The organism is Cytophagaceae bacterium, assembly GCA_016722655.1.
Classification (GTDB): Bacteria; Bacteroidota; Bacteroidia; order Cytophagales; family Spirosomataceae; genus Leadbetterella.
In genome coordinates, this window is record JADKIR010000005.1 from 1,375,348 (window position 1) to 1,399,010 (window position 23,663).

Sequence of the window (23,663 nt, forward strand, 5' to 3'; positions counted from 1 at the left end):
TAATTATAAAATTTCACTCCCTCTTAAATATTTTTTCTGCATTTCCCGGCTTTTGGCATAATTAATGATTCTATTCTGATGAAATCTACCCTAAAAACGGTAGTAAATGTAGAGCCAGGAAAATGCAGAATAATTTTACCGAAATATTTGATTCATTATCTTTAAAAGATAACCACCATTTTGAGATAGATATGCATTCGCATATTCTTCACAATCTCGACCATGGCCCTTCTGATATCGAAAATTCGGTTGATATTTGCAAAGTCATCAAGCATTTAGGAGTAAATAAAATCATAATCACACCTCATGTGATGAACGGATTTTATGAAAATTCCAATGAAATAATACTCCAGAAAACGGAAGAATTACATTTAAAATTAGTCGAAGAGGAAGTTGATCTTAAACTAAAAGCTGCTGCCGAGTATTATGTTGATGATAATTTCTTCGCAATTTTAAAGCGTAACGGCAAATTGCTTACGCTGGATGACCAACAAAATCACCTGCTGATTGAGGCTCCATTACTTTCAGGATATGATTTTTTAAAATATACTGTCGAACGGCTTATTGTATTTGGGTATTCACCTGTACTGGCTCATACCGAAAAGTACAACAGCATTTTTGAAGATTCTTCCAAGCTATTTTCATTGAAAAAAATGGGTCTTAAATTCCAGACAGACCTCATTTCAACTTTTCCTAATGCTCCTAAGTCAAAAAAAGAAAACCTTACATTCCTGATAGACAATGATCTCATAGATTTCGTGGGAAGTAATGTCCATTCGGTATCACAATGTGCCGATCTACTCACTTACCGAAACCACAATCAACTAGATAAACTACTGGATATCAGCAAGAAAAATCATATGCTCGATTTTTGAAATTCTCTTTGACGCAAAACTTCATAAAGTATTATTCCGGTTGCCACCGAAACATTCAGAGATTCCACTTTGCCTTTTAATGGTATTCTTACGGCATCGTCAGAAAGCTGTAACAAGGTATCGGAAATCCCATCTTCCTCTGAACCCATAATGATAGCAGTAGGTAAAGTATAATCAGGTGAATAAAGGCTATTCTCGGTCTTTTCGGTACAACTAACTATTCTAAAACCAGAATTGCGAAGATATTCAACAGTTTGGCTAAGGTCATGTTCACGACAAATCGGCACAAAATTCAAAGCACCAGAGCTGGTTTTCATAGCATCCCCTGTGATTTGGGCACCTCCACGAGCAGGCACAACGATTGCGTTGGCACCACAGCACTCTGCTGTACGGCAAATCGCCCCAAAATTCCTTACATCGGTAATACGGTCAAGAATCAATACCAAAGGCACTTCGCCTGATTCAAATGCATCAGTGATAACATTGCCCAAACTGGCAAAATTTACAGCCGAAACAAATGCAACCACTCCCTGATGGTTTTTCATTGTGACTCTGTTGAGCCGCTCCAGAGGGGCTTTTTGCACCGGAACACCCATTTCTTTGGCCAAGGTTTCGATTTCCTCGAAGGCCTTAATATCTTTTTGAAGTATTACTTTGTCAATTTCTTTACCGCTGCGAAGAGTCTCCAATACCGACTGAATACCAAAAACAAAGTCCTCTTTGTTGGGTCGGTTTACGGGTTTGTAAAATTTCTTGGTTGAGTCGCCTCCTCTGTTCATTCCACTACGTTTCCTGTTCTCCATGCTTCTACATAAGGGTACCAATAAGAACTATATTCCGGATACCTGACCAATTCATAATTTAGGTCAGTAAATGTGTTAGTCTTACGGTAAAAAGTATAAATTATTTCTGAATTATTTTGTGATTGAGAATAAAGCCAAACCTCCCGCTGGCGGTTTCTTTGGACTCTCGAAGGTGGCCCCATGATAATATAAACCATGCCTTTGTCGGTTTTCCAGCCTTCTTTATAATTGCTAAAAAGCCTGTTGGCGTCTGATACGCGGCGGTAATAATTTTTTATCATTTGTCTGGCTGTCGATTGATTTCCCTTACATATGTTCAGAAAATACAAATCAATTGCATCCTTTGGGTCTTCGGTATTTCGAAGTATGTCAATTTCCTTTTGGGTACTCATGTAAACGAGTGGTTCCCGCATATCACCAGCCATAGTTTGACGTGGATATCGCTTATCTACTACAATAAACCCATAGCCATCAGCCACATCCTGTGGGTTTTGAGTAAGCAAATAGGTACCGGTTTCTGATAAAGTTATCTCTTGGCCATTCAAAACTTTTACTGTATCAACTGCCTGATATTCAGTCATTATATCTTTTTTGGTGGAAGACATTGGCGAAAGTGCCGCTCCCGAAAGATTTTTAAATCTGATCAAAAATAATTCTTCAGAATTAGGCTGCAAAGACTTCAAAATCACTTTTTCATTTTGATAAACGAAACTATTAAATCTTGGAAAATCACGGCTGGTTGAATCAAAAAACTGGTATCTGGTATCCACTTTTTTGGCATAAAAATTTATCGGTAAATCATAGGTGTATTTAGTTGCAGCCTGAATATCTACAAAATCGACCACAAGACTTCCATTTTCTATGTTTTTGAGTTTAGGAATTTGAAATGTCATCTGGTAGTTCTTTCCCGATTTTCTTACCGGGCCTTCTTTAAGCTCTACCCTACCAGCTTTAAGTTTCTCTTTTATTCCTGACTCAGGCACGATTGCCCATTGAACTCTGAAAATCTCTGAAAGTTTTTCAATACTGGTTTCAGAAGCCAAATTAAGAAAATCTACTTCCAGGTACACGTTGATATTGGTCGAATCTTCAAAAAGGTATTTGCCGTTGATAGATGTCACCACCACTTTTGACTCACGGGCAATGGTCTTTTCCTGTGAAACAGATTCTTTGTTTACCGGTGTTTTTTGTTGTGTCTTACAAGATGCCACCAGCAATAACGAAAAAAGGAGTATTACAGCGTTTCTCATCAAAAAAATCGGGTTAATTAACCATAATAACGGTGTGACCAACCGAAATGTTGATGCAATATACCCCAAAAATTATTATTTATTGAGAAATATGAGATAAGTCCCATTATTTTCGGGAATCATATTCTATTTTTCGGGCGAAAAAATTAAAGAAAAATAATGTCAGAATTGAAAGATATCCAAAATCGGGAAGATGTAGTTAAACTGGTAGATGTGTTTTACGAAAATGTGATGAAAGACGAGCAATTGGGGCCGGTTTTTGCACCTTCAGCTGACCATTGGGCACAGCATATTGAAAGAGTATATAATTTTTGGGACAACTGGCTGTTCCAGACCGGCAGCTACACAGGAGGTATGATGTGGGTACACATGGAGCGGCATGCCACCCACCCGATGACCACTGAGCTATTTGAGCGTTGGCTGGCCTACTGGATTACTTGTACCGACCAACTTTTCGCCGGCAAAAACGCCGACTTTGTCAAAAATAAGGCTCTTGAAATCGGGCAGATTTTGAATGTAAAGCTGAATGGGAATGGGTGAGAGAGTTGAAATATCTGCAAAAGGGTTTTCTAATATCTTGAACCTCCAAGACAATAGATTTTTCCCGAACTTGTCAGGAATAATAACGGTAAATAATGTTACTTTCTTTGAAAACATAGAAAACAATAATACTTATACCGACATTTCAAATTATTCTTTTCATTTTGTGGAATGCACTTTCAATGACGAAGTAAAGATTAATTTCATCAAATCTAAGAATTTAATTTTCAGTAATTGCTCATTTTCAAAAAGTATAATATTTGAGGACTTTACACTTTCTTTTGATTTGATTTTTGAACTATCAGATTTTAAATCAGAAACTTCAATATCAAATATTGAATCAAAAAAATTCAAAATAAATGATTGCAATTTTTCGGATACTTCGAATGAAATAAAGAATTACAAAATAAAAGAAGGCTTGATTATTTCAAATAGCTATTTTGAACAACTAGATCTTGGCCAGTGTGAGAATGAATCAATCACTTCTATAAGTGGGATTTATACTGATAAATATATAAATTTTCTCAATTTAAACAATTCCAAGAATATTAAAATATATAGTAAGAATTCTGAAAATTATTTCAGAAATATTGAAGTTACTGGTAGACAAGATTTTAACGCAAACCTAGAAATTAATATCCCATCATTAAATCAACTAGTTTTTAGGTCTTTTGAAAATCTGGGAAAGACCATTTTATCGGGTATAAACAAAATTACACTTATAAATATTGGAAACGCCACATTGAACAATTTAGAATTTAGAAATTGCAATTTAGAAAATACAAGTTTTGTCATTACTCATTCAAAAGTGGAAAACTTATTCTTCTCTGGTTCAAAGCCACCTCTTCCAGAAAAAATAAATGAAGATATAAAAATTGAAAAAATATTAAAAATTGAAGGTTTACAAATTTTTAAAAAAATCTTTGAGAAAAAAGGGGATATTATTAATTCGTCAAAATATTTTGAAAGTGAACTTCAACTAAGCCTTGAAATTACCGACTTAATAGACCACCAAAAAAGAAAATCAATCTACAGCCACTTAAAAAAACTCTATGACCAAACTGGCGATTCAGTCAAAGCCCTAGAATATCAAGCAAAAGAACTGGAGGAATACAGAAAAAGTATTAATTGGGGAAACCGGTTTTGGGAGAAATTAAATCTTTCTGTAAATAAAATTACAAATAATTACGGAACCAATTGGGCTCTAGCACTTTTGGTTACATTAGTTGTAAATGGTTTTTTCTTTACCATCTTTAGTTTTTCGCTGGGATATCTTCCCGGAAAGAATTTAAATTTATTCTGGGAGTTATTTTCATATTCACCTGAATTTCTAAACCCATTGAGAAAAGCTGAATTTATTGAAAAAATTGATGGTAAATGTGTTGAATATGGAAATTGGTCTCGAATAATTGATTATTCAGCAAGAATTTTTGTAACTATCTGTGTTTACCAACTCATTCAGGCTTTCAGGAAATATGGAAAGAAATAAAATATTGTACAAATAATTGTACAATAAGAATATTTCGTATTTTTGTAAAAAAATACTTGAAATGCTGACAATCAACTACTCTTCTTTTAGGCAAGACCTGAAAAACTTCCTTGACAAAGTTAATCTGAATAGTATTCCTTTGATTGTAACGAGAGCCAAAGGTAAGGATGTGGTGGTAATGTCAAAGACCGATTATGACAGTATGGAAGAGACATTTTACCTCCTAAAAAATCCCACCAATGCAGCCAGGCTTTTGAAAGGAATAGAAGAATACAAAAAAGGTAAAATAACTGAGAGAGAATTGATTGAAGAATGAAAAAACTCTTTTTAGATGACGCCTGGGGGGACTATTTGTACTGGCAATCTGCTGATAAATCCATGCTAAAAAAAGTCAATTCTCTCATAAAAGAAATCGAAAGAACACCTTATGAAGGGAGTGGAAAACCTGAACCCTTGAAACATAACCTAAGTGGTTGGTGGTCTAGAAGGATTAATTTGGAGCACCGCCTGGTATATAAAGTCGAAGATGATGCCGTAATAATCTTACAATGCAGATATCATTATTAACAAACCCATGAAATTCGAAACCAAAAAACAGAAACTTGCTTCCTATTCTCATTTCGCCAAAAGGATGGGGAAATATACTTTATTTGCTTTGGCTTTAATTTCTTTTTCTGTGGGTATGGGTACTGTGGGTTATTGGTATTTTGACGACATTTCGTGGCTCGACAGCTTCTATATGGCTTCTATGATTTTGACAGGCATGGGCCCGGTCTCTGAGATGACCACCGATGCTGCCAAGTGGTTTTCTTCATTTTATGCACTTTATAGTGGAGTCGCATTTTTGAGTATTACTGCAGTATTTTTTGCACCTATCATCCATCGTTTGCTACACATTCTTCATATCGAAGATGAGGAAAATGAGGAAGAATGAACTAAGGCCAATTTACAGGGTTTTTGTTAGTATTTAAAACTCTTAAAATTTTAACTTTCATCAAAATTTCTTCAATTTCAAAAAAAATAATAAAGGGAAATTTTTTAAGTGGTAGCCCCCTGAATTTATTTGATCTAATTTGAAAATATGGATTCCTCTCCAAAACATCAAAAGCTTGATTTATTTCTAATCCAAAAGATTCAGCAACTGTACCAGAAACATTAATTAAGTAGTATGAGAACTCTCGAGTATGTCTTTTTCAGCCTGTGGAGTAATTAATATTTTAAATGCCATTTAGCCTTGCATTTAATTGATTTCTATCAATACATTCTTCAAAAGGAACCTTACTGCTTTCTTCCAGAAGTCTTAGAACATCATCAGTAAGTACAAAATCGTCAACTAAAGAAATCTCATCGGAAGGAAACTTCTGCATAAATTCAATAAATTGATTGACTTTGCCATCAGGCACATTAAATGAAATTTTTGTCATTGGAATTTCAAATTTTACCAAAAATACAGAGAATTAGAATTTTATTTACCAAATAATGACGAAAATTAACATCATCCTTCACTTTATTTTTCACAAAATATCTCTTTGTCCATTCCTACACTATCTTTGCGGCTTTATTTGCAAAAAAATAGCATCCAAAAATGATTTCGGTAGATAACGTAGGGGTAGATTTTAGCGGTAGTACGCTTTTCAGTGACATCACATTTAATATCAATGACAAAGACCGCATTGCCCTCATGGGAAAAAACGGTGCCGGAAAATCTACCCTTCTGAAAATCATCGCCGGAGTAAACAAACCCACCCGTGGAAAGATTTCCGCCCCAAAAGAGGCCGTGATCGCATATTTACCCCAGCATCTGCTAACTGAAGATGATACCACCGTCTTCCAGGAAACTGCAAAAGCCTTTGATGCCATCCATAAAATGCAGGCAGAAATTGATGAACTCAATCATCAGCTAGAGACCAGAACTGATTATGAATCAGACGAATACATGGCCATCATTGAGAAAGTTTCTGATTTGAGTGAAAAATTTTACTCTATCGAAGAAATAAATTATGACGCTGAGGTCGAAAAAATCCTGAAGGGACTGGGCTTTGAAAGAGAAGATTTTGACAGGCCAACTTCCGAATTTAGCGGTGGCTGGCGGATGAGGATAGAACTGGCTAAAATCCTTTTGAAAGATCCTGATTTGATATTGCTCGATGAGCCCACCAACCACCTGGATATAGAATCAGTGCAGTGGCTAGAGGAATTTCTTGTTAATAGTGCGAAAGCCGTCATAGTAATTTCACATGACCGGGCTTTTGTAGATAATATTACCAACCGCACCATTGAAGTGACCATGGGCAGAATTTATGATTACAAAGTAAACTATACACACTACCTCCAACTTAGAAAAGAGAGGCTTGAACAACAGCAGAAGCAGTTTAACGATCAGCAAAAAATGATTGCCGAGACGCAGGAGTTTATCGACCGCTTCAAAGGTACTTATTCCAAAACCTTGCAGGTGCAGTCACGGGTTAAAATGCTAGAAAAACTTGATATAGTGGAAGTTGACGAAGTCGATACTTCAGCGATCAATATTAAGTTTCCTCCGGCTCCCCGTTCGGGCAATTATCCGGTCATGGCTGACCATGTGAGTAAAAGTTACGGTGATCTCCTGGTATTTAAAGATGCCTCATTTAGCATAGAAAGAGGTCAAAAAATCGCCTTTGTAGGTAAAAATGGTGAAGGGAAATCAACCATGGTGAAGGCCATCATGAGTGAAATCGACTTTGAAGGTGAACTGCAGGTGGGTCACAACTGTCAGATTGGATATTTTGCACAAAACCAGGCATCGCTTTTGGATGAAGACCTTTCGATTTTTGATACCGTGGACCAGATAGCAGAAGGCGAAATCAGAACTAAAATCAAAGACCTTTTGGGAGCATTCCTGTTCAGAGGTGATGATATCAACAAAAAAGTAAAAATGCTCTCTGGAGGAGAAAAAACGAGATTGGCGATGATCAAACTTCTGCTACAACCTGTTAATCTCCTGATTTTGGATGAGCCCACCAACCACCTGGATTTACGCACAAAAGACATATTAAAAGATGCTTTGAAAGCTTTTGAGGGTACAATCATCCTGATTTCTCACGACAGAGATTTTCTTGACGGTCTGGCAGAAAAAGTATTTGAGTTTGGTCACAAGCGGGTAAAAGAGCACTTTGAAGATATTAACGGATTTTTGAGAAACAAAAAAATGGAAAACCTGAAAGAAATCGAAAGAAAAAACTGAGATAAATCAGAAATGTAACTTTAATCACTTCCTGATTTTTTCTGCGTTTGCAACTTTGCAAAAGAAATCAATTACAAAGAATTTAAAATAAAGAAAAAATATGACACTGGAAGATGTAATCAAAAACAACGAAGGTACTATTGTTGACGTTAGAACCATCGGAGAATTTATGGGTGGCAATGTGGCCGGTTCAAAAAACATTCCGCTAAACGAAATCCCATCAAGAATGGAAGAAATTAAAGCCTTAAAAATGCCTTTGGTATTGTGTTGTGCTTCGGGCAACCGTAGTGGCCAGGCAACAGCATTTTTGAAAGCTCAGGGTGTAGAATGCTACAACGGTGGCTCGTGGTTAGAGGTAAACTTTTATGCTGCTCAGGCTTTGGCTTAAGAAAATAATAAACGCTTACGCTTAATTTTTTAAAGGCAGATCATCATTTGAGGGTCTGTCTTTTTTTATTTTTTAATCTAATTTTTATAAAAAAAATAAACCAAAAAGCTCTCAGTTGCGTTTTTAGTGCAGAAAAAGCCCATTAAAAATGATTACTGACACTAAAAATCCAATTGACCTTAGTGGTCATATTGATGTAGTAGAGAACATCACACGAGAGGAGTTTCAGTTAAAATACATGAAGCCTCAAAGGCCTGTCATAATAAGGCATCTCTACGGAAAAAACGCAAAAGTTTACAACTGGACTTTCGATTATTTCGAAAAAGCGTTGGGCCACATTGATGTGGGAGTGTTCGACGACGAGTCAGAAAGCCGAAAAGACGACCGCAGTTACAAAAACGCTCCAAAAACAATGAAATTTGGGGACTACCTCAAATTGATTCAGGAAAAGCCTACCACGAAAAGGTTGTTTTTATTCAATGTTTTTAAACACAAAAAAGAACTTCACAACCATTTTAAGTTTCCTGACATTGCCGACAAAGTGCTCACCTTTCTTCCTTTAGCGTTTTTTGGTGGCCAGGGTGCCATTACCCGTATTCATCGGGATATGGACAATAGTTGCGTATTTCTGACCGAACTAGCCGGTTACAAAAGAGTGGTGCTATTTGACCCAAAATATTCCGCTTTACTTTACCAATATCCTTTTTCAACCCATACTTCTATCGATGTCAATAATCCAGACTTTGAAAAATATCCCGGTCTGAAATATGTTCAGGGGATTGATTGCACCATTGGGCCTGGAGATACTATTTTTATGCCTGCCGGGTGGTGGCATCATATCGAATATTCTACCGCCGGTCTTGGGTTTGCCGTGAGGTCGCTGAGTCCTCATATTTCTGACCGATTACTTGGATTCTGGCAGGTAGCCATCATGACGCATATCGACGAATTAATGAATAGAATCTTGGGAGACAGGTGGTTTAACTGGAAAAAAAGTAATGCCCGAAAAAAAGCCGAGGTGTTAATTCAAAGAGAAAAATACAAATTTTTATAAAAACCAAAAAGGGGGAAATAACTCCCCTTTTTTATTTATCCCAATCTTTGATAGCCTGAGTCATGGCTTCAAATTCGATCAAAAAGCCATCATGACCGTAGGTGGAGTCAATTTCGCGATAACTTGAGCCGGGTATCAGTTCAGCAATCTTTCTCTGCTCTACGGGTGGAAATAAAATATCAGAAGTAATTCCTATAACCAGCGTTTTTGCTTTTACTTCGGCCATGGCTGTAGCCAGACCTCCTCTGTTTCTCCCAACATCATGTGAGTCAAACATTTTGGAAAGTATCCAGTAAGAATAGGCATTAAACCTCCTCAAAAGTTTTTCGCCCTGATAATTCTGATAGGTATTAGCTCTGAAAAAGTCAATCTGTCCACCATCACGGGATTGGGTCCTATTGTAAGTATCGTAGTTGCGGTATGACAACAATGCTATAGCCCGGGCCACTTTCATCCCTTCCATTCCTGAGTCAGGCGTATTGTTTTGCCAGGTTGGGTCGTTCGCTATTGCCATACGTTGACTTTCATTGAATGCGATTCCCCAAGGCGAGTGCATGGCGTTGGTCGAAAACAAAACCTGTTTTTTAATAACTTCGGGCTCCATAATTGCCCATTCCAAAGCTTGTTGCCCGCCTAAAGAACCTCCTAAAAGATAGGCCACATTTTCGATTTGCAGATGTTTCCTCAAAAGAATATGGGCAGAAACCACATCTCTGATGGTAAGAAAGGGGAAATCATGGTAATAGTTTTTCCCTGTCAATGGGTTCACACTCAGTGCATTGGTACTTCCATAATGTGAACCCAGCACATTGGCACAAATCACAAAGTATTCTTTGGGATTAAAAAGTCTCTTTTCGCCTATGAGCCCACTCCACCAATCTGATGGATTGGCATTACCTGTAAATGCATGACAAACCCAGACCACATTAGATTTATCAGCATTGAGTTGTCCATAAGTGGTATAAGCTATTTCGACTTCGGGCAACCACTCCCCATTTTCGAGATGAAACGGTTCCTCAAATTTTACCAGATGGTTATTTACCATAAAAATTAAAAATCAAACCCGAAAAAAAATAACGGGGCAAATCATTAAAAATCAGCACATCACCGATTTTCGGTGAAGTAAAAAACCAATAGATTGTTTGAAATTTCCTGATTGGTTTATAAGTCCTGATGGCCATTTTAGCCCTTCAGGTAGGTATTGGCACCTTTTCGGAAGTTTCCGGCAGGTTGCCCGGGTTTCGCAGAGCCTATTCTCTTCGCCCGTCTTTATAAATCAATCCTTCTGCATTTGAAGAATGAATTGATGTTGCAAATTTACCAAAAAAAATGTGCGGGTCTAATTTTTCGATTGTTTTTCTTTTGAAAAAAAATGATTACCTGATAACAGTAGCTCCAACTATCATTTGCCGGGCTATATCACAATTGGGGACAGTTGAGAGTTCCTTTTGAGAAAAATATGGGATTAAAAAGTATTGATTTTTGGTAACCATAAATACTTCTTTTTTAATTCTATCTTCAATAGATTCGAGTAATAATTTTTCTCTCAAACGTTTATAATTAGATTTATACTCTTCCGAGATAGTATTTTCTTTATAAAAGTTGATATTGGAGAGATCATCAAAGCCATCATCACAATTTTCCGTATTTTCAATTTTTATTTCATAAAACCTTACTGAAATCTTAGAGATAGCCTTTAAGTCACCCATATCTCTCAAAGCAACAAACTGCCCTATTTTTCCTTGATTAAAAGAAGCTAATATTTCATCAGAAAATAACTTTTCAATTTCCTCAACGACGGGCTTAGTTTCTGACAGCAAATAGGAATTACCAGAATCGAACCTTTGCAGCAATTTAAAACTTGCGATGTTACTTATATTACTAACTAAGTCTAATTCATCTTCCGCCAAATAATTATTTTGTTCAAAAATCAATTTTAAAATGCTTTTTATTTCATCTAAATTATCTAAAAGTAATTTCTTCAAAATAATCCTTTCTTCTTCCACCTCTTTTCGTGAAAAAATCCTAATCGTATCTTTTTTGCCTGAAAATTCATATGCGTACGAATCTCTGATTCTGATAGCTTTGTCTGACTCACTTTCATTGATTGAGTTTAAAAACTTAAAATCGTCATAGCTTAATTTGTAAAAATTATTAATTAAATTTTGAAGATTTCTACCCAAATATCCCTCATATTCACTTTCCTCTTTTTCTTCAAAGAACTGATCATAAAATGGAGAAAACTCTTTCCACTCATTGCCAAAACCCGATATTTCAAAAATATTCCTTTCTTCCAGGGCCTCTTTTTTTACTCCTCGCCTAGCCAATTTAAAAAGCAGGACTTTAGCACCATCAAAGTCTTTAAGGAAAAACTTGCAAACAGTGGCATTGTATAAATCCCTTAAAAAAGGGTTTTTATGAAAGCTAAATGCTTTTGAATAGTGAGAAAATGCCTTTTCATAATTTTCTTCGACCAAACTTAGTTCTGCTTTGTTGATCTCCTGAAAATACAATGATCTGTCTTTTAACTGACCAAATGAAATCAAAGGAATAAAGAAAAGTAAAAAGGTAAATTGTCTGAACATATTTATCGATTTAAAGCAATAGTTACTAATATCAAGCTCAAAAATTGATTTATTTTAAGTCTATTTTAAGATGTACATATATTAAAAAAAACAGGATTATTCATTAAGAAAACCAATACATTTCACTGATAATCAACTTAATAATTAAGTATTGTTTTGAAATTTTTACTAATATATTTCTAAAAAATTAACGATTTAAAATTTTAATATTTCATTAACAAATACAAAATGTAATTTTTTAATTAAATTCATGCATTAATCCGGAAAACTATGATTAAGAATAGGGAACAAGTCGAACTTTTTTTTGAGGCATTTCAAAGAAAAGATTACAAAACAATGCAGCATTGCTATGCCCATTATGCTCATTTTTATGATCCTGCTTTTGAGCATCTTAACGGTTTTGAGGTTGGCAAAATGTGGGAAATGTTACTAAAAAATTCTGGTGATTTGGAAGTTGAATTCAAAATTATTGGTGAAAAGGAACACAGGGTATTTGCTACATGGGAGGCTCGTTATACATTTAGACTTACCGGAAATAAAGTTCTGAATAAAATCAGTTCCGAATTTTTCCTGGAAAATGGAAAAATAATCAATCATACCGATAGTTTTAATTTCTATAAATGGGCTATGCAGGCATTCGGAATGAAAGGAAGATTATTGGGTTGGACCGATTTCTTTAAACAAAAAGTAAGAAAAACTGCACAGGGAAATCTCCAAAAGTATATTTCCGGCATTAATTAATTTTGAATTAAAAATTCAAAAATGTGACAAAAGTGACATTTACTTTAAGGTAAAGAATAGACTTTTGTAAAAAAAATCATTTAATAAATATGAATAGAATCAAGTTTTTATTGATTGGAATGGGAATCTTCCTGTTTAGTTGCTCAGGAAACAGCCAAAAAAACATGGATGCCAAACAATTTTCTGATAAATTGGCAGCAACAACTTCCCCACAATTGATCGACGTCAGAACCCCCGGTGAATTTGCCTCTGGTCATATCAAAGGTGCAGTGAATCTTCCTATCAACCGTAGTGATTTCCGAAGCGGAGTTGCGGGTCTGGATAAATCAAAACCTGTGTTTTTGTATTGTCTGAGTGGTTCAAGAAGTTCTTCGGCGATGGGTTATCTAATGCAAATTGGGTTTAAGGAGGTTTATAATTTACAAAGAGGTACTTTGAGCTGGCAGTCTGCCGGATTGGCTCTCGAAAGCAGTTCTTCTCCGTCATCAAATCCTACAATGACTTTGGCCCAATTGAAAGGACTTTCAGCAAATAACAAAACCATTTTGGTTGATTTTTATGCCGAATGGTGTGGACCTTGCAAAAAAATGGAGCCTTTTCTTGCTGAAATAGCCAAAGAAAAAGCAGGACAGGTTCAAGTCGTAAGAGTCGATGTGGATGCCAACCCGGCATTGGCACAGGAACTTAAAATTGAGGCTATACCTTACTTGCAAGTATATAAAAATCAAAATGTTACCTGGTCAAATATTGGTTTGGTTTCCAAAGATGATGTGGTAAAAAATCTGTAAAAGATTACTTTAACATATATAAGCTGAGCGTATTTTTTTCACTCTTGAGATCAAGCTTTATTAACCTGGGGTTGATAAGTTTATCGGGGCTGACGAAAATACGCTCTGTTTTTACCAATTGATCAAAAAAATCCTGTTGCTTTTTGCTGGTCACCTCTCCACTTGACAAATAGGCCAGTTCCACACTGTAATTGAAGCCTTTTGTATAGCCTGAACTCATTTTTTTTATTTCAAATTTTCCAGAATAAGCATTTTCATCCACAATTCCTTTAAAATCACCTGTATGAAAATCAAATTCAATACTGTTTTTGGCTTTTTTTAGTGATTTCTCAAATTTTACTGAATCTTCCGGACTCACAGTAACCAGAGAATATTTTTCAACAGGCATGCTGATCAATGGTTTAGTGTTTTTTTTACAACTAAAAATAACTGTTACCAAGATAATACTTACGAATACAAAATTGATTTTCATAATCTTAGGCGTGAATAGTGAAAAAATATCGGGCAATATTACGAATGAAATATTATTTTTCCTGTGTCAGATTTAAAAACATATTTTCGTTTTCTATTTGAAAATTATAGGTCATTTCAAAATCTCTCATGGCATTGATAAATGCAATTTTCGAAAAATCGTGCAAATCATTAACCCTAATTTCCTTTTTTTTGATTTTACCTGATTCCAAAAGACTTCTTCTTTTTACACCTTCCAAAAGGCAGCTTTCAGGCGTAAACCAGTTTTTACCGTCAAAAAGGGCAATATTGGAATAAGAAGCATCGGTCAAAAGGCCATTTTTTATAAAAATCACATCATCAAAATCGGGGTTTTCAATTAAAAAACTATTCAATGATGTTCTTTCTACACTTTTATACCGGTAATCGATATTATTGTCTTCTATAATTTTAACTTTCCTGTGAGGTTTCAATTCATATTCCTGAAACTCGATAGACTCAATGAATCTTCCATAAGTTACCTTCACCTTGTAAATACCTGATTTGCAATCACATGGAATTGTTATTATTTTACTCAAATCAATTTTTGCAAATTCCTCAAAATGGACTTCCATAGTAGCATTCAATCTTTCTGAGTGAAAGTTTATGAGAGGCATCTGGCCATCTTTTAACATGATACTTTCAAAAAACCGGAACATAAATTTTTTGTTTTGCTTCCTCAAATTCTTTCTCAGCCTCACTTCGGGCGGTAATCCCTCCCCCGCTTTTATAAATCAGGGTGTTATCTTTTTTTTCAATAAATCTTATGGCAACTGCTGATGTGAGCCTTTCTCCATCAAATATACCAAATACACCAGTATAATACCCCCTGCTGCCATTCTGATGCAAAGAACTTTCAGCGGTTTTAATAATTTGACAAGTTTTGTCTTTGGGTGCCCCGGTGATAGAGCCAGCCGGCAGCAATTTCATAAACCAATCCCCTATACTTTCCTTCCAATCCTCGGGCAAAAAACCACAAACCTCACTACTGACCTGAAAAAGTTTCTGTCCGTTTTCTTTTTTTATTTCATCAATAAATCTGAAACGCTCAACCCAAACTTTGGAAGCGATCTGACTGAGGTCATTTCTAATTAAATCAACAATGGTTGTATGTTCAAAAAATTCTTTCTGGTCGTTCAAAATAATGTTTCGGGCATTTTCTATATCCGCATTTATGGTACCTTTCATCGGGAAAGAAGAAATCTTGCCATTTTTGTCAACCTCTACAAATGATTCAGGCGAAAAACACAAAAATTGATTTTTTAACCATAAAATATATTTTGAGTTGATATTATATACCAAATCATCCAGCTCATCGGAGATTTTTACCGGATTTGAAAGGGTAAGATTAACCAGAAAACTATTTCCAAAATGTATCTGATCCTGAACATAGTTAAATGCTGATTGGTACTTTTCAAATTCTGAGAATTGTGGAAAAATCCCGAAGTTATTTTCTGATTTTTTTGGTGAAAAATTACTCAGAACACCATTTTCTGTTTCTAATTTATATTTCAAAAAATCTGAATCTATCTCTGAAATGGGTAAAATAATATTCTCATTCTGATCAAAACTAATCAAAAAGAAAAAAGGGCATTTTTCACGCCCTAATTTATTCATTTTTTCAACCGTATTTTTTTTATTCAAAATCTCAGGCATAAGATTCTACCGGATCACAAGCACAAACCAGATTACGGTCACCATAAGCAGAATCAATCCTGCTTACAGCCGGCCAAAACTTGTTAAATCTTAAATGATCTGCAGGGAAAGCTGCTTTTTCGCGACTATATGGACGGGTCCAGTTGTCAGACATCACCACTCTCATAGTGTGAGGTGCATTAACCAACACGTTGTTTTCTTTGTCAAACTTTCCAGCCTCTATTTCAGCTATTTCTGCCCTAATAGCAATCAATGCATCACAGAATTTATCCAATTCTGTTTGAGATTCGGATTCAGTCGGTTCAATCATTAGCGTTCCGGCTACGGGAAATGACACAGTAGGTGCATGATACCCATAGTCCATCAAACGCTTTGCGATGTCTTCAACCTCTACTCCTGCAGTTGACTTAAATTCTCTGCAATCCACAATCATCTCGTGTGCACAGCGTCCATTGGCTCCCGTATATAATATTGGGAAATGCTTTTCAAGCCTGGACTTCATATAGTTGGCATTGAAAATCGCAAGTTTGGTTGCGTTGGTAAGTCCTATGCCACCCATCATATTGATATAAGCATAAGAAATAGGTAACACACTTGCACTTCCCCATGGAGCCGCCGAAATTCCATGAATAGATTTTTCACCCCCGGTTTCTATCACAGCATTGCCCGGAAGATAAGGTGCTAAATCAGATTTAACACAAATGGGTCCCATTCCGGGTCCGCCTCCTCCATGAGGTATGGCAAAGGTTTTGTGCAAATTAAGGTGGCAAACATCAGCTCCAATTTTTCCTGGAGATGTAAGACCAACCTGGGCATTCATATTGGCACCATCCATGTAAACCTTACCACCATATTGATGTATTATTTCACAAATCTCAACAATGGTTTCTTCAAATACTCCGTGTGTAGAAGGATAGGTGACCATCAAACAAGATAAATCTTCGGCATGCTCAGCTGCTTTGTTTTTAAGGTCTTGTACGTCAATATTACCTTTTTCATCACAACTTACCACCACTACTTTCATTCCTGCCATAACCGCCGACGCGGGATTGGTACCATGTGCCGATGATGGAATTAAGGCTATATTTCTTCCTGAATTTTTATGAGCTTCGTGATATGCCCTGATAACCATTAAACCGGCCAGTTCGCCCTGAGCACCGGAATTGGGCTGAAGAGAAACTGCATCAAATCCTGTTATTTCTGAAAGCCATCCTGACAGCTCCTCAAACATTTCCTGATACCCTTTGGTCTGATTTTTTGGTGCAAATGGGTGTATGCTTCCAAATTCAGCCCAGGTTACCGGGATCATTTCAGCGGTAGCGTTGAGTTTCATTGTACAGCTTCCCAGAGAAATCATCGAATGAACCAAAGACAAATCTTTACTTTCCAGACTTTTCAGATACCTGAGCATTTCATGTTCAGTATGATAACTGTTAAAAACCGGATGAAGCATATATTTTGAAGACCTAAGGAGTTCATCCGGAATATTTGCGGTAACATCATTTTTCAGATTCAGCACCAATTTTTCACCTCTTGCTTCACTGAATATTTCAAGCAACAATGCGATATCCGTAAGGTTTTTGGTTTCGTCAAATGAAATACTAATTTCTTCGGTGCCATGGTATCTGAGATTTACACCTTTAGATTCAGCAATCTTTCTGATTTCAGTATTGTTGTCAATATCAATAGTGATGGTGTCAAAATAATTTTTGGTCAAAACTCTAAAATCTAAACCCTGAACAGCGTTTGCAAATGATTTTGTCAAACCGTGAATTTTCAAAGCAATGTTTTTCAAACCTTCCGGGCCGTGATAAATTCCATAAGCTGCTGACATCACAGAAAGCAAAACCTGAGCTGTACATATATTAGAAGTGGCTTTTTCACGTCGAATGTGTTGTTCGCGTGTTTGAAGAGCCATCCTAAGTGCCGGATTTCCTTCAGCATCAACAGATTTCCCGATTATACGTCCGGGAATTTGTCTTTTAAACTCATCTTTTGTAGCAAAAAAAGCGGCATGAGGCCCACCATAACCCATTGGGACACCAAATCGTTGCGATGAACCTATGACGACATCTGCCCCCATTTCGGCAGGAGTTTTAAATAGCGTAAGCGAAAGCAAATCCACCCCTATACAAACCTTTATGTCTGCATTATGCAAATTCTTTATTTCTTCAGTATAATCTCTAATTTCACCGGTGGTATCAGGATTTTGTAAAATCGCACCAAAAATATCATTGGTTTGAAAATCAAAATTGCTAAGGTTACCAACCATCACTTTTATGCCCAATGGTAATGCCCTTCCCTGCACAACATCAATAACCTGCGGATGACAATTCTCAGAAACAAAAAAACCATTTGATGCCTTTTTCGCCCCTTTTCTTATTGCAAAAAACATCGACATGGCTTCTGCTGCTGCGGTAGCTTCATCAAGTAGTGAAGCGTTAGAAATCTCCATTCCCGTCAAATCAGTGACAATAGTTTGGAAATTGAGCAACATCTCAAGACGCCCCTGGGCGATTTCTGCCTGATAGGGTGTATAAGCTGTGTACCAGGCGGGATTTTCAAGAATATTCCTCAAAACCACATTGGGTACCACAGTATCAGAATACCCAGAGCCTATAAAACTTTTGAAAACTTTATTCTTGCTACCTAAAACTTTTATTTTGTTTAAAAACTCACTCTCTGACAAAGCCCCTACTACATTCATTGGCATTTTGTATCTGATGTTTTCTGGAATTGTTTGATCAATCAATTCATCCACCGACCCAACTCCAATTTCCTTGCACATGTTCGCAATCTCTTTTTCTGATTTGCCCTGGTGTCTGGTTTCAAATTTTTCTGTAGTAGTAAGACTAATATTCATGAAGTTAATTTTGTATTAAATTACAAATTTACAAATAACTGCCTTGTCTTACCAATTTCAAATCGTTTATTTGCTATTAAATTATTTTTCAAAGATGACTAAAAAGCAAATATTCGGAATAATATTATTCCTTTCCGGGAGCATTTCATTTGCTCAAACCAAAACTGTTTATGAAAATTCTATTACGGCTTCTGACCTAAAAAAACACCTGACCATAATTGCTTCAGATGACATGCAAGGAAGGGACACCGGATCAGAAGGCCAAAAAAAAACCGGAGAATATATTAGTTCGCACTTTAAAAATCTGGGCTTGAGTCCAATTGTAAAATCTGACAATGGGGATTATTCTTACTATCAAAATTTTAATTTATATAAAAGCGGATGGAAAGATGCTTATGTAAAAATCAACAATACAAAAAAGGTATTTTTTAAGGATTATTTTCCGGTAGGAATTGTAAATATTCCCGAAGAAAAGGAAATAGAAACCATTTTTGTGGGATATGGCATTAAATCGGAAAACCAAAATGATTATTTGGATAAAAAAATAGATGGCAAAGCTGTTATATTTTTGGAAGGTGCACCAAATAACATGGAAAAAGCGGAGGAATGGGAAGGAAGTGCAGGTTCAAAGAAGAAACAGAAATTAGCTGCAGAACTCGGAGCTGGCTATATTTTTGAAATTTCAAATGCGGAATCAGAACAATTTAAAACCCTTAATGCAGAAAGAAAAGCCATTCTGTCCAGATTTAACCGCATGGCTCTTGATAAAACCAATACAGAAAAAGTAACTTCCAGTCCAACTTTTGTAATTTCAAAAAGTATGGCAGCTGATATGTTAGGTGTAACGGAGAAAAACTTTGTGAAATTTATAGCTGGAAAAAAAATCAAATTTCCAAAAACCAAAACCAGTATCAGAGTAAAATCAGAAAGAGGGCAAGACCTGGTCGAAACTGCCAATATCATGGGCTTTATGGAAGGCACTGATAAAAAAGACGAAGTGGTAGTTCTTACTGCCCATTATGACCATGTAGGTATTGATGAAAAAGGTCAGATTTACAATGGGGCCGATGATGACGGCTCGGGTACTTGTGCAATTCTGGAGCTTGCTGAGGCTTTTTCTATAGCTAAGGCCAATGGAAATGGTCCGAGAAGAAGTATTTTGTTTATGACAGTTACCGGAGAAGAAAAAGGATTGCTTGGCTCAAAATATTATACAGACATTTCACCGGTCATTCCTTTGGAAAAAACAATTGTTAACCTTAACATTGATATGATTGGCCGAATAGACAAGAAACACGAAACCAATCAAAACTACGTATATCTTATTGGAAGCGATAAATTATCATCTGAGCTCCATCAGATATCAGAAGATGCCAATAAAAATTCAATAAATTTTGAACTTGATTATGAATTCAATAACCCGAGTGACCCAAACAGGTTCTATTACCGGTCAGATCATTATAATTTTGCTAAAAACAAAATCCCGGTTATTTTCTATTTTACAGGAGTTCATGAAGATTATCACAAACCAGGTGATGATGTGGAAAAAATACTATTTGACAAGTATTCTAATATTGTTAAACTGGTTTTTAACACCGCGTGGGAATTGTCAAACAGAGAGAATAAAATCGTAGTTGACAGTAATAAACCCTGAAAAACGAAAATTATAATCAATTTGATACAATAAGAAAAATCATATTTTAATACCTTTTTCCAATTCTGTAAGTTATTAATAATTAATAAACAATAGTGAATAAGTATCAATTCAACACTTAAAAATCCAAAATCAGTTGAAAATCATAACTTAGAATTAGAAAAATTTATTATTAATTTTATTTTAAGTTTGGATGTTTTTAGTTAGAATTGCCGTGAATTTTAAGCAAAAAATAAGCCGCTTAACATTTCAAACAAAATAAAAACTATTTAAAAAAAGTTTTAATCAATTTATTTATCTTTTTTCAAAACCCTAAAAATTTTCTAATCAAATGGAAAAAAAGACAAAAGCCCCAGCTGCTAAGCCAGCAAAAAAAAGTGCGGGAATTAACCCAGCGTTAGTTATTCCTATCCTTTTTGCAATCGCACTTTTAATTTACATTTTTATTCTTGGTTCACCAGACAACTTCGAAGACGGTGCAACAAAGCACGATCCTAAAAACGCCATGGGTATCATTTATTCAGGTGGTGTAATCGTTCCTATCCTTATGACATTTATGCTTGTTGTATTGGTTTTCACACTTGAAAGACTAATCACTCTTAGCAAAGCTGGCGGAAAAGGTAATCTTGATGCTTTCGTAAGCAGAGTTAGGACTCTTTTGGACCAAAACAATCTTGCTGATGCACTTAAAGAGTGTGAAAAACAAAAAGGAACTGTAGGTAATGTAACCAAAGTTGCTGTTGAGAAATATTCTCAGCTTCAGGGAGATACAGGTCTGAACAAAGAACAAAAACTAGCAGCTCTTCAGAAAGAAATCGAAGAAGCTACTACTTTGGAACTTCCTATGCTGGAGAAAAACCTTACCATCCTTTCTACTTTGGCTGCGGTTTCAACACTAGTTGCCCTTTTAGGAACGGTATTAGGTATGATTCGTTCATTCTTTGCTTTGGGTGCTGGTGGTGGTGCTCCGGATGCTTCTGCTCTTGCAAAAGGTATCGCTGAAGCCCTTATCAACACTGCGTTGGGTATTGGTACTTCTGCAATCTCAATCATTGTTTACAACTATCTTACTGCGTCAATTGATACTTTGACTTACAAAATTGATGAAATTGGCATGAGCCTTCAACAAAATTTCTCAGCTCATAACTAATTTCCAAAAATCGATTTTATCAGTAATTCAAAATATTTATATAAATGGCAGCAGTAAAACCTAAACGTCATGGACCGGCTATGGACATGACTGCGATGTCGGATGTGGCATTCCTGTTATTGACTTTCTTTATCATGACAACTCAATTTAGAAGTCAGGAAACAGTTGCAATCAATACGCCATCGTCAATTTCAAAATTTAAAGTTGAAGACTCAAACGTTGGAACTATTTCAATAACCCCTGAAGGTCACTATTACTTTGGTATGGCCGACCCTAATGAACGCAGGAGTTTTATCAATGCTCTTAATACCAATTATAATTTGGGACTCTCTGCCTCAGAACAGGCCGAATTTACCAAATTGGCTGAGGTTGGTATGAGCAGGGATCAATTGAAAAGTTTTATCAATTTGCCTCCGGCTGACAAAAAAAGAGCCAAACTCCCGGGTATTCCGTTGGATTCTACCAACAATGAACTCGTACAGTGGGTACAAACTTATGGTCAAATAAACCCTAAAGGCACACTTGCCATCAGGGGTGACATTCAGACTCAGTATCCGGCAGTGAAACTACTTTTTAATGAGCTTGGGAAAGAGAAGATTTTTAAGTTCAAATTAATCACCAAAGGAGAATAATATCCTTGCTAAAACGTTAATTATCAAATGGCAGAAATAATTGAAAAAGACAGTAGCGGGAAAAAAGGTGGTAAAGTAAGATCTAAAAAAGCCCCTGGAAGACCTGATATGACACCCATGGTGGACTTAGGTTTTCTATTGATTACTTTCTTCATATTTACGACTACTTTTAGTAAGCCCAATATGATGAAACTTAATCTTCCCGAGAAAGATGAAGAGAAAAAAGCTGAAGATCAGGAAAAAGCTGAAATTAAATTGTCAAATACCATTACAATTATTATGGGTAAAGACAACAGACTTTTCTGGTATCAGCAAGCAGTGGCGGATGTTAAAGCAGCAGATTTAAATGAAACTGATTATTCGGCAAAAGGTATCAGATCCGAAATTCAAAAGAAAAAAATTGCGGCTTTGGACAGTTCTAAATTTACGGTAATTATCAAACCCACCGATGAGGCCAATTTCAAAAACACAGTGGACATACTCGATGAGATGGAAATAACCGGTAATAAACTTTTTGCATTAGTTGACTTACAACAAAACGAAGTTGATGCATATAAGGAGAAAATGAAAACACCGAAAGCGAATAACTAAGGTTTTTAAACGCAAAACAATTATGGCAAACAATAAAGAAACCTTAGATGACATAGTATTTGAGCACCGTAACAAAGAATACGGAGCGTATTTTCTAAGGAAAAACTACAAAAATTATCTGACCCGTGCATTTTTATTTGGTACCGGTTTTTTTATTTTGGTCTTTGGAGGAGCTTATACTTATACCAATGTCATCGTCCCAAAACTTCAGAAGGATAACCTCAGAGAAGTGGAAATTGACATGAGTAAGCTTAAAGAGGAGAAAAAAGAGGAAGAGAAGAAATTAGAAGAACTTCCACCTCCGCCTCCACCCAAAAAAGTTGAACAGGAAGAAGTGGCAACTATCAAATTTTTACCTCCAGAGCCTAAAAAAGACGAAGAGGTGATTATTGAAACTCCTCCACCTGCCCAAAGTGAAATTGACAACAAAAAAGTGTCAAATGTAACTAAAGAAGGGGTAGAAGATGTAGGTGGTATTGATATCGCCGATGACCAACAGGAAGTTGTTGAAATCGTAAAGGTTGAAAAACCAGTAGAAGAGGAAATCTTTACAGCGGTTGAGCAACAGCCTGATTTTCCGGGTGGTCAATCAGCTATGTACAAGTTTTTGGGTGAAAACATTAAATACCCTGCTGCAGCTCAAAGAGCCAACGTTTCGGGTAGGGTTTTCGTGAAATTTGTAGTAGAAAAAGACGGTTCTATCGGAGCAGTAGAAGTATTGAAAGGAATAGGTTTTGGTTGCGACGAAGAAGCAATCAGGGTTATCAAATCAATGCCTAAATGGAATCCGGGACGTCAGAATGGTAAAAACGTAAGGGTGTTCTATAACATGCCTGTAGTTTACAAACTCGATTAATGTGAACGATCTGGATTCATGGATTGCAAAAGGTAA

25 protein-coding genes and 1 riboswitch are annotated in these 23,663 nt (G+C 36.1%); of the genes, 16 read left to right on the forward strand and 9 right to left on the reverse strand.

Features of this window, described 5'->3' with window-relative positions; all coding sequences use genetic code 11:
* Positions 1-122 precede the first annotated feature (122 nt).
* Positions 123-875, forward strand: coding sequence for a hypothetical protein (locus IPP61_21740; GenBank protein ID MBL0327746.1), 753 nt, complete (start codon positions 123-125; stop codon positions 873-875).
* Here the strand turns inward: IPP61_21740 and rlmB are convergent.
* Together rlmB and IPP61_21750 are read right to left on the reverse strand one after the other, a co-directional pair.
* The gene (rlmB, locus tag IPP61_21745; protein MBL0327747.1) at positions 857-1,678 is read right to left on the reverse strand and encodes a 23S rRNA (guanosine(2251)-2'-O)-methyltransferase RlmB; all 822 of its coding nucleotides are present in this window, start codon (positions 1,676-1,678) and stop codon (positions 857-859) included. The two genes, IPP61_21740 and rlmB, sit on opposite strands and share 19 nt — an antisense overlap.
* Entirely contained in the window at positions 1,651-2,928 is a 1,278-nt protein-coding gene (locus tag IPP61_21750; protein MBL0327748.1) for a GWxTD domain-containing protein, read from the reverse strand. Before IPP61_21750 ends, rlmB begins: the two co-directional genes overlap by 28 nt.
* Positions 2,929-3,087: 159 nt before the next feature.
* Between IPP61_21750 and IPP61_21755 the strand changes: the two genes are divergently transcribed.
* From IPP61_21755 to IPP61_21775, 5 genes are all read left to right on the forward strand, one after another.
* Positions 3,088-3,468: a group III truncated hemoglobin gene (locus tag IPP61_21755; protein ID MBL0327749.1), complete on the forward strand. Its 381-nt coding sequence runs from the start codon at positions 3,088-3,090 to the stop codon at positions 3,466-3,468.
* 286 nt (positions 3,469-3,754) lie between these two features.
* Positions 3,755-4,957, forward strand: a complete 1,203-nt coding sequence (locus IPP61_21760; protein MBL0327750.1) for a hypothetical protein — start codon at positions 3,755-3,757, stop codon at positions 4,955-4,957.
* Between the two features lie 61 nt (positions 4,958-5,018).
* On the forward strand, positions 5,019-5,273 hold the full coding sequence (locus IPP61_21765) for a type II toxin-antitoxin system prevent-host-death family antitoxin (GenBank protein ID MBL0327751.1): 255 nt from the start codon (positions 5,019-5,021) through the stop codon (positions 5,271-5,273).
* Positions 5,270-5,524: a Txe/YoeB family addiction module toxin gene (locus IPP61_21770; protein MBL0327752.1), complete on the forward strand. Its 255-nt coding sequence runs from the start codon at positions 5,270-5,272 to the stop codon at positions 5,522-5,524. The genes IPP61_21765 and IPP61_21770 overlap by 4 nt, the downstream gene beginning before the upstream one ends.
* Positions 5,525-5,531: 7 nt before the next feature.
* The gene (locus IPP61_21775; GenBank protein MBL0327753.1) at positions 5,532-5,891 is read left to right on the forward strand and encodes a hypothetical protein; all 360 of its coding nucleotides are present in this window, start codon (positions 5,532-5,534) and stop codon (positions 5,889-5,891) included.
* A gap of 283 nt (positions 5,892-6,174) precedes the next feature.
* Here IPP61_21775 and IPP61_21780 read toward each other — a convergent pair whose 3' ends face one another.
* Positions 6,175-6,381, reverse strand: coding sequence for a hypothetical protein (locus tag IPP61_21780; protein ID MBL0327754.1), 207 nt, complete (start codon positions 6,379-6,381; stop codon positions 6,175-6,177).
* Positions 6,382-6,542: 161 nt separating this feature from the next.
* Between IPP61_21780 and IPP61_21785 the strand changes: the two genes are divergently transcribed.
* The 3 genes from IPP61_21785 (at position 6,543) to IPP61_21795 (ending at position 9,622) form a co-directional block, all read left to right on the forward strand.
* A complete protein-coding gene (locus IPP61_21785) occupies positions 6,543-8,180 on the forward strand; it encodes an ABC-F family ATP-binding cassette domain-containing protein (GenBank protein MBL0327755.1) in 1,638 nt (545 codons plus the stop codon).
* Positions 8,181-8,280: 100 nt separating this feature from the next.
* On the forward strand, positions 8,281-8,568 hold the full coding sequence (locus tag IPP61_21790) for a rhodanese-like domain-containing protein (protein ID MBL0327756.1): 288 nt from the start codon (positions 8,281-8,283) through the stop codon (positions 8,566-8,568).
* A gap of 148 nt (positions 8,569-8,716) precedes the next feature.
* Positions 8,717-9,622, forward strand: a complete 906-nt coding sequence (locus IPP61_21795; protein ID MBL0327757.1) for a cupin-like domain-containing protein — start codon at positions 8,717-8,719, stop codon at positions 9,620-9,622.
* 31 nt (positions 9,623-9,653) lie between these two features.
* Here IPP61_21795 and metX read toward each other — a convergent pair whose 3' ends face one another.
* Together metX and IPP61_21805 are read right to left on the reverse strand one after the other, a co-directional pair.
* Positions 9,654-10,667 (reverse strand): homoserine O-acetyltransferase, encoded by a 1,014-nt coding sequence (gene metX / locus IPP61_21800; GenBank protein ID MBL0327758.1) that lies wholly within the window; start codon positions 10,665-10,667, stop codon positions 9,654-9,656.
* A gap of 113 nt (positions 10,668-10,780) precedes the next feature.
* Positions 10,781-10,900: riboswitch (SAM riboswitch) on the reverse strand.
* Between the two features lie 98 nt (positions 10,901-10,998).
* A complete protein-coding gene (locus tag IPP61_21805; protein MBL0327759.1) occupies positions 10,999-12,207 on the reverse strand; it encodes a hypothetical protein in 1,209 nt (402 codons plus the stop codon).
* 270 nt (positions 12,208-12,477) lie between these two features.
* Between IPP61_21805 and IPP61_21810 the strand changes: the two genes are divergently transcribed.
* Both IPP61_21810 and IPP61_21815 read left to right on the forward strand, forming a co-directional pair.
* On the forward strand, positions 12,478-12,948 hold the full coding sequence (locus IPP61_21810) for a nuclear transport factor 2 family protein (protein MBL0327760.1): 471 nt from the start codon (positions 12,478-12,480) through the stop codon (positions 12,946-12,948).
* Positions 12,949-13,037: 89 nt separating this feature from the next.
* On the forward strand, positions 13,038-13,736 hold the full coding sequence (locus IPP61_21815; protein ID MBL0327761.1) for a redoxin family protein: 699 nt from the start codon (positions 13,038-13,040) through the stop codon (positions 13,734-13,736).
* 4 nt (positions 13,737-13,740) lie between these two features.
* On the opposite strand, the gene IPP61_21820 is transcribed toward IPP61_21815, so the two are convergent.
* From IPP61_21820 to gcvP, 4 genes are read right to left on the reverse strand one after another with little or no spacing between them, the layout of a single operon-like run.
* Positions 13,741-14,208, reverse strand: coding sequence for a hypothetical protein (locus tag IPP61_21820; protein MBL0327762.1), 468 nt, complete (start codon positions 14,206-14,208; stop codon positions 13,741-13,743).
* A gap of 52 nt (positions 14,209-14,260) precedes the next feature.
* Positions 14,261-14,842, reverse strand: coding sequence for an aminotransferase class IV (locus IPP61_21825; protein ID MBL0327763.1), 582 nt, complete (start codon positions 14,840-14,842; stop codon positions 14,261-14,263).
* A 25-nt stretch (positions 14,843-14,867) separates the two neighbouring features.
* Positions 14,868-15,872, reverse strand: coding sequence for an aminodeoxychorismate synthase component I (locus IPP61_21830; GenBank protein ID MBL0327764.1), 1,005 nt, complete (start codon positions 15,870-15,872; stop codon positions 14,868-14,870).
* A gap of 1 nt (position 15,873) precedes the next feature.
* Positions 15,874-18,744: an aminomethyl-transferring glycine dehydrogenase gene (gene gcvP / locus IPP61_21835; protein ID MBL0327765.1), complete on the reverse strand. Its 2,871-nt coding sequence runs from the start codon at positions 18,742-18,744 to the stop codon at positions 15,874-15,876.
* A 94-nt stretch (positions 18,745-18,838) separates the two neighbouring features.
* Here gcvP and IPP61_21840 point away from each other — a divergent pair, with 94 nt between their 5' ends.
* From IPP61_21840 to IPP61_21860, 5 genes are all read left to right on the forward strand, one after another.
* Positions 18,839-20,398: a M28 family peptidase gene (locus IPP61_21840; GenBank protein MBL0327766.1), complete on the forward strand. Its 1,560-nt coding sequence runs from the start codon at positions 18,839-18,841 to the stop codon at positions 20,396-20,398.
* A 331-nt stretch (positions 20,399-20,729) separates the two neighbouring features.
* The gene (locus tag IPP61_21845) at positions 20,730-21,548 is read left to right on the forward strand and encodes a MotA/TolQ/ExbB proton channel family protein (GenBank protein ID MBL0327767.1); all 819 of its coding nucleotides are present in this window, start codon (positions 20,730-20,732) and stop codon (positions 21,546-21,548) included.
* A 44-nt stretch (positions 21,549-21,592) separates the two neighbouring features.
* Positions 21,593-22,180 carry a biopolymer transporter ExbD gene (locus IPP61_21850; protein ID MBL0327768.1) on the forward strand — a complete coding sequence of 196 codons (588 nt, stop codon included), beginning with the start codon at positions 21,593-21,595 and terminating at the stop codon, positions 22,178-22,180.
* 27 nt (positions 22,181-22,207) lie between these two features.
* Positions 22,208-22,771, forward strand: coding sequence for a biopolymer transporter ExbD (locus IPP61_21855; GenBank protein ID MBL0327769.1), 564 nt, complete (start codon positions 22,208-22,210; stop codon positions 22,769-22,771).
* Positions 22,772-22,793: 22 nt separating this feature from the next.
* Positions 22,794-23,627, forward strand: coding sequence for a TonB family protein (locus IPP61_21860; protein ID MBL0327770.1), 834 nt, complete (start codon positions 22,794-22,796; stop codon positions 23,625-23,627).
* The last annotated feature ends 36 nt before the right edge of the window (positions 23,628-23,663 follow it).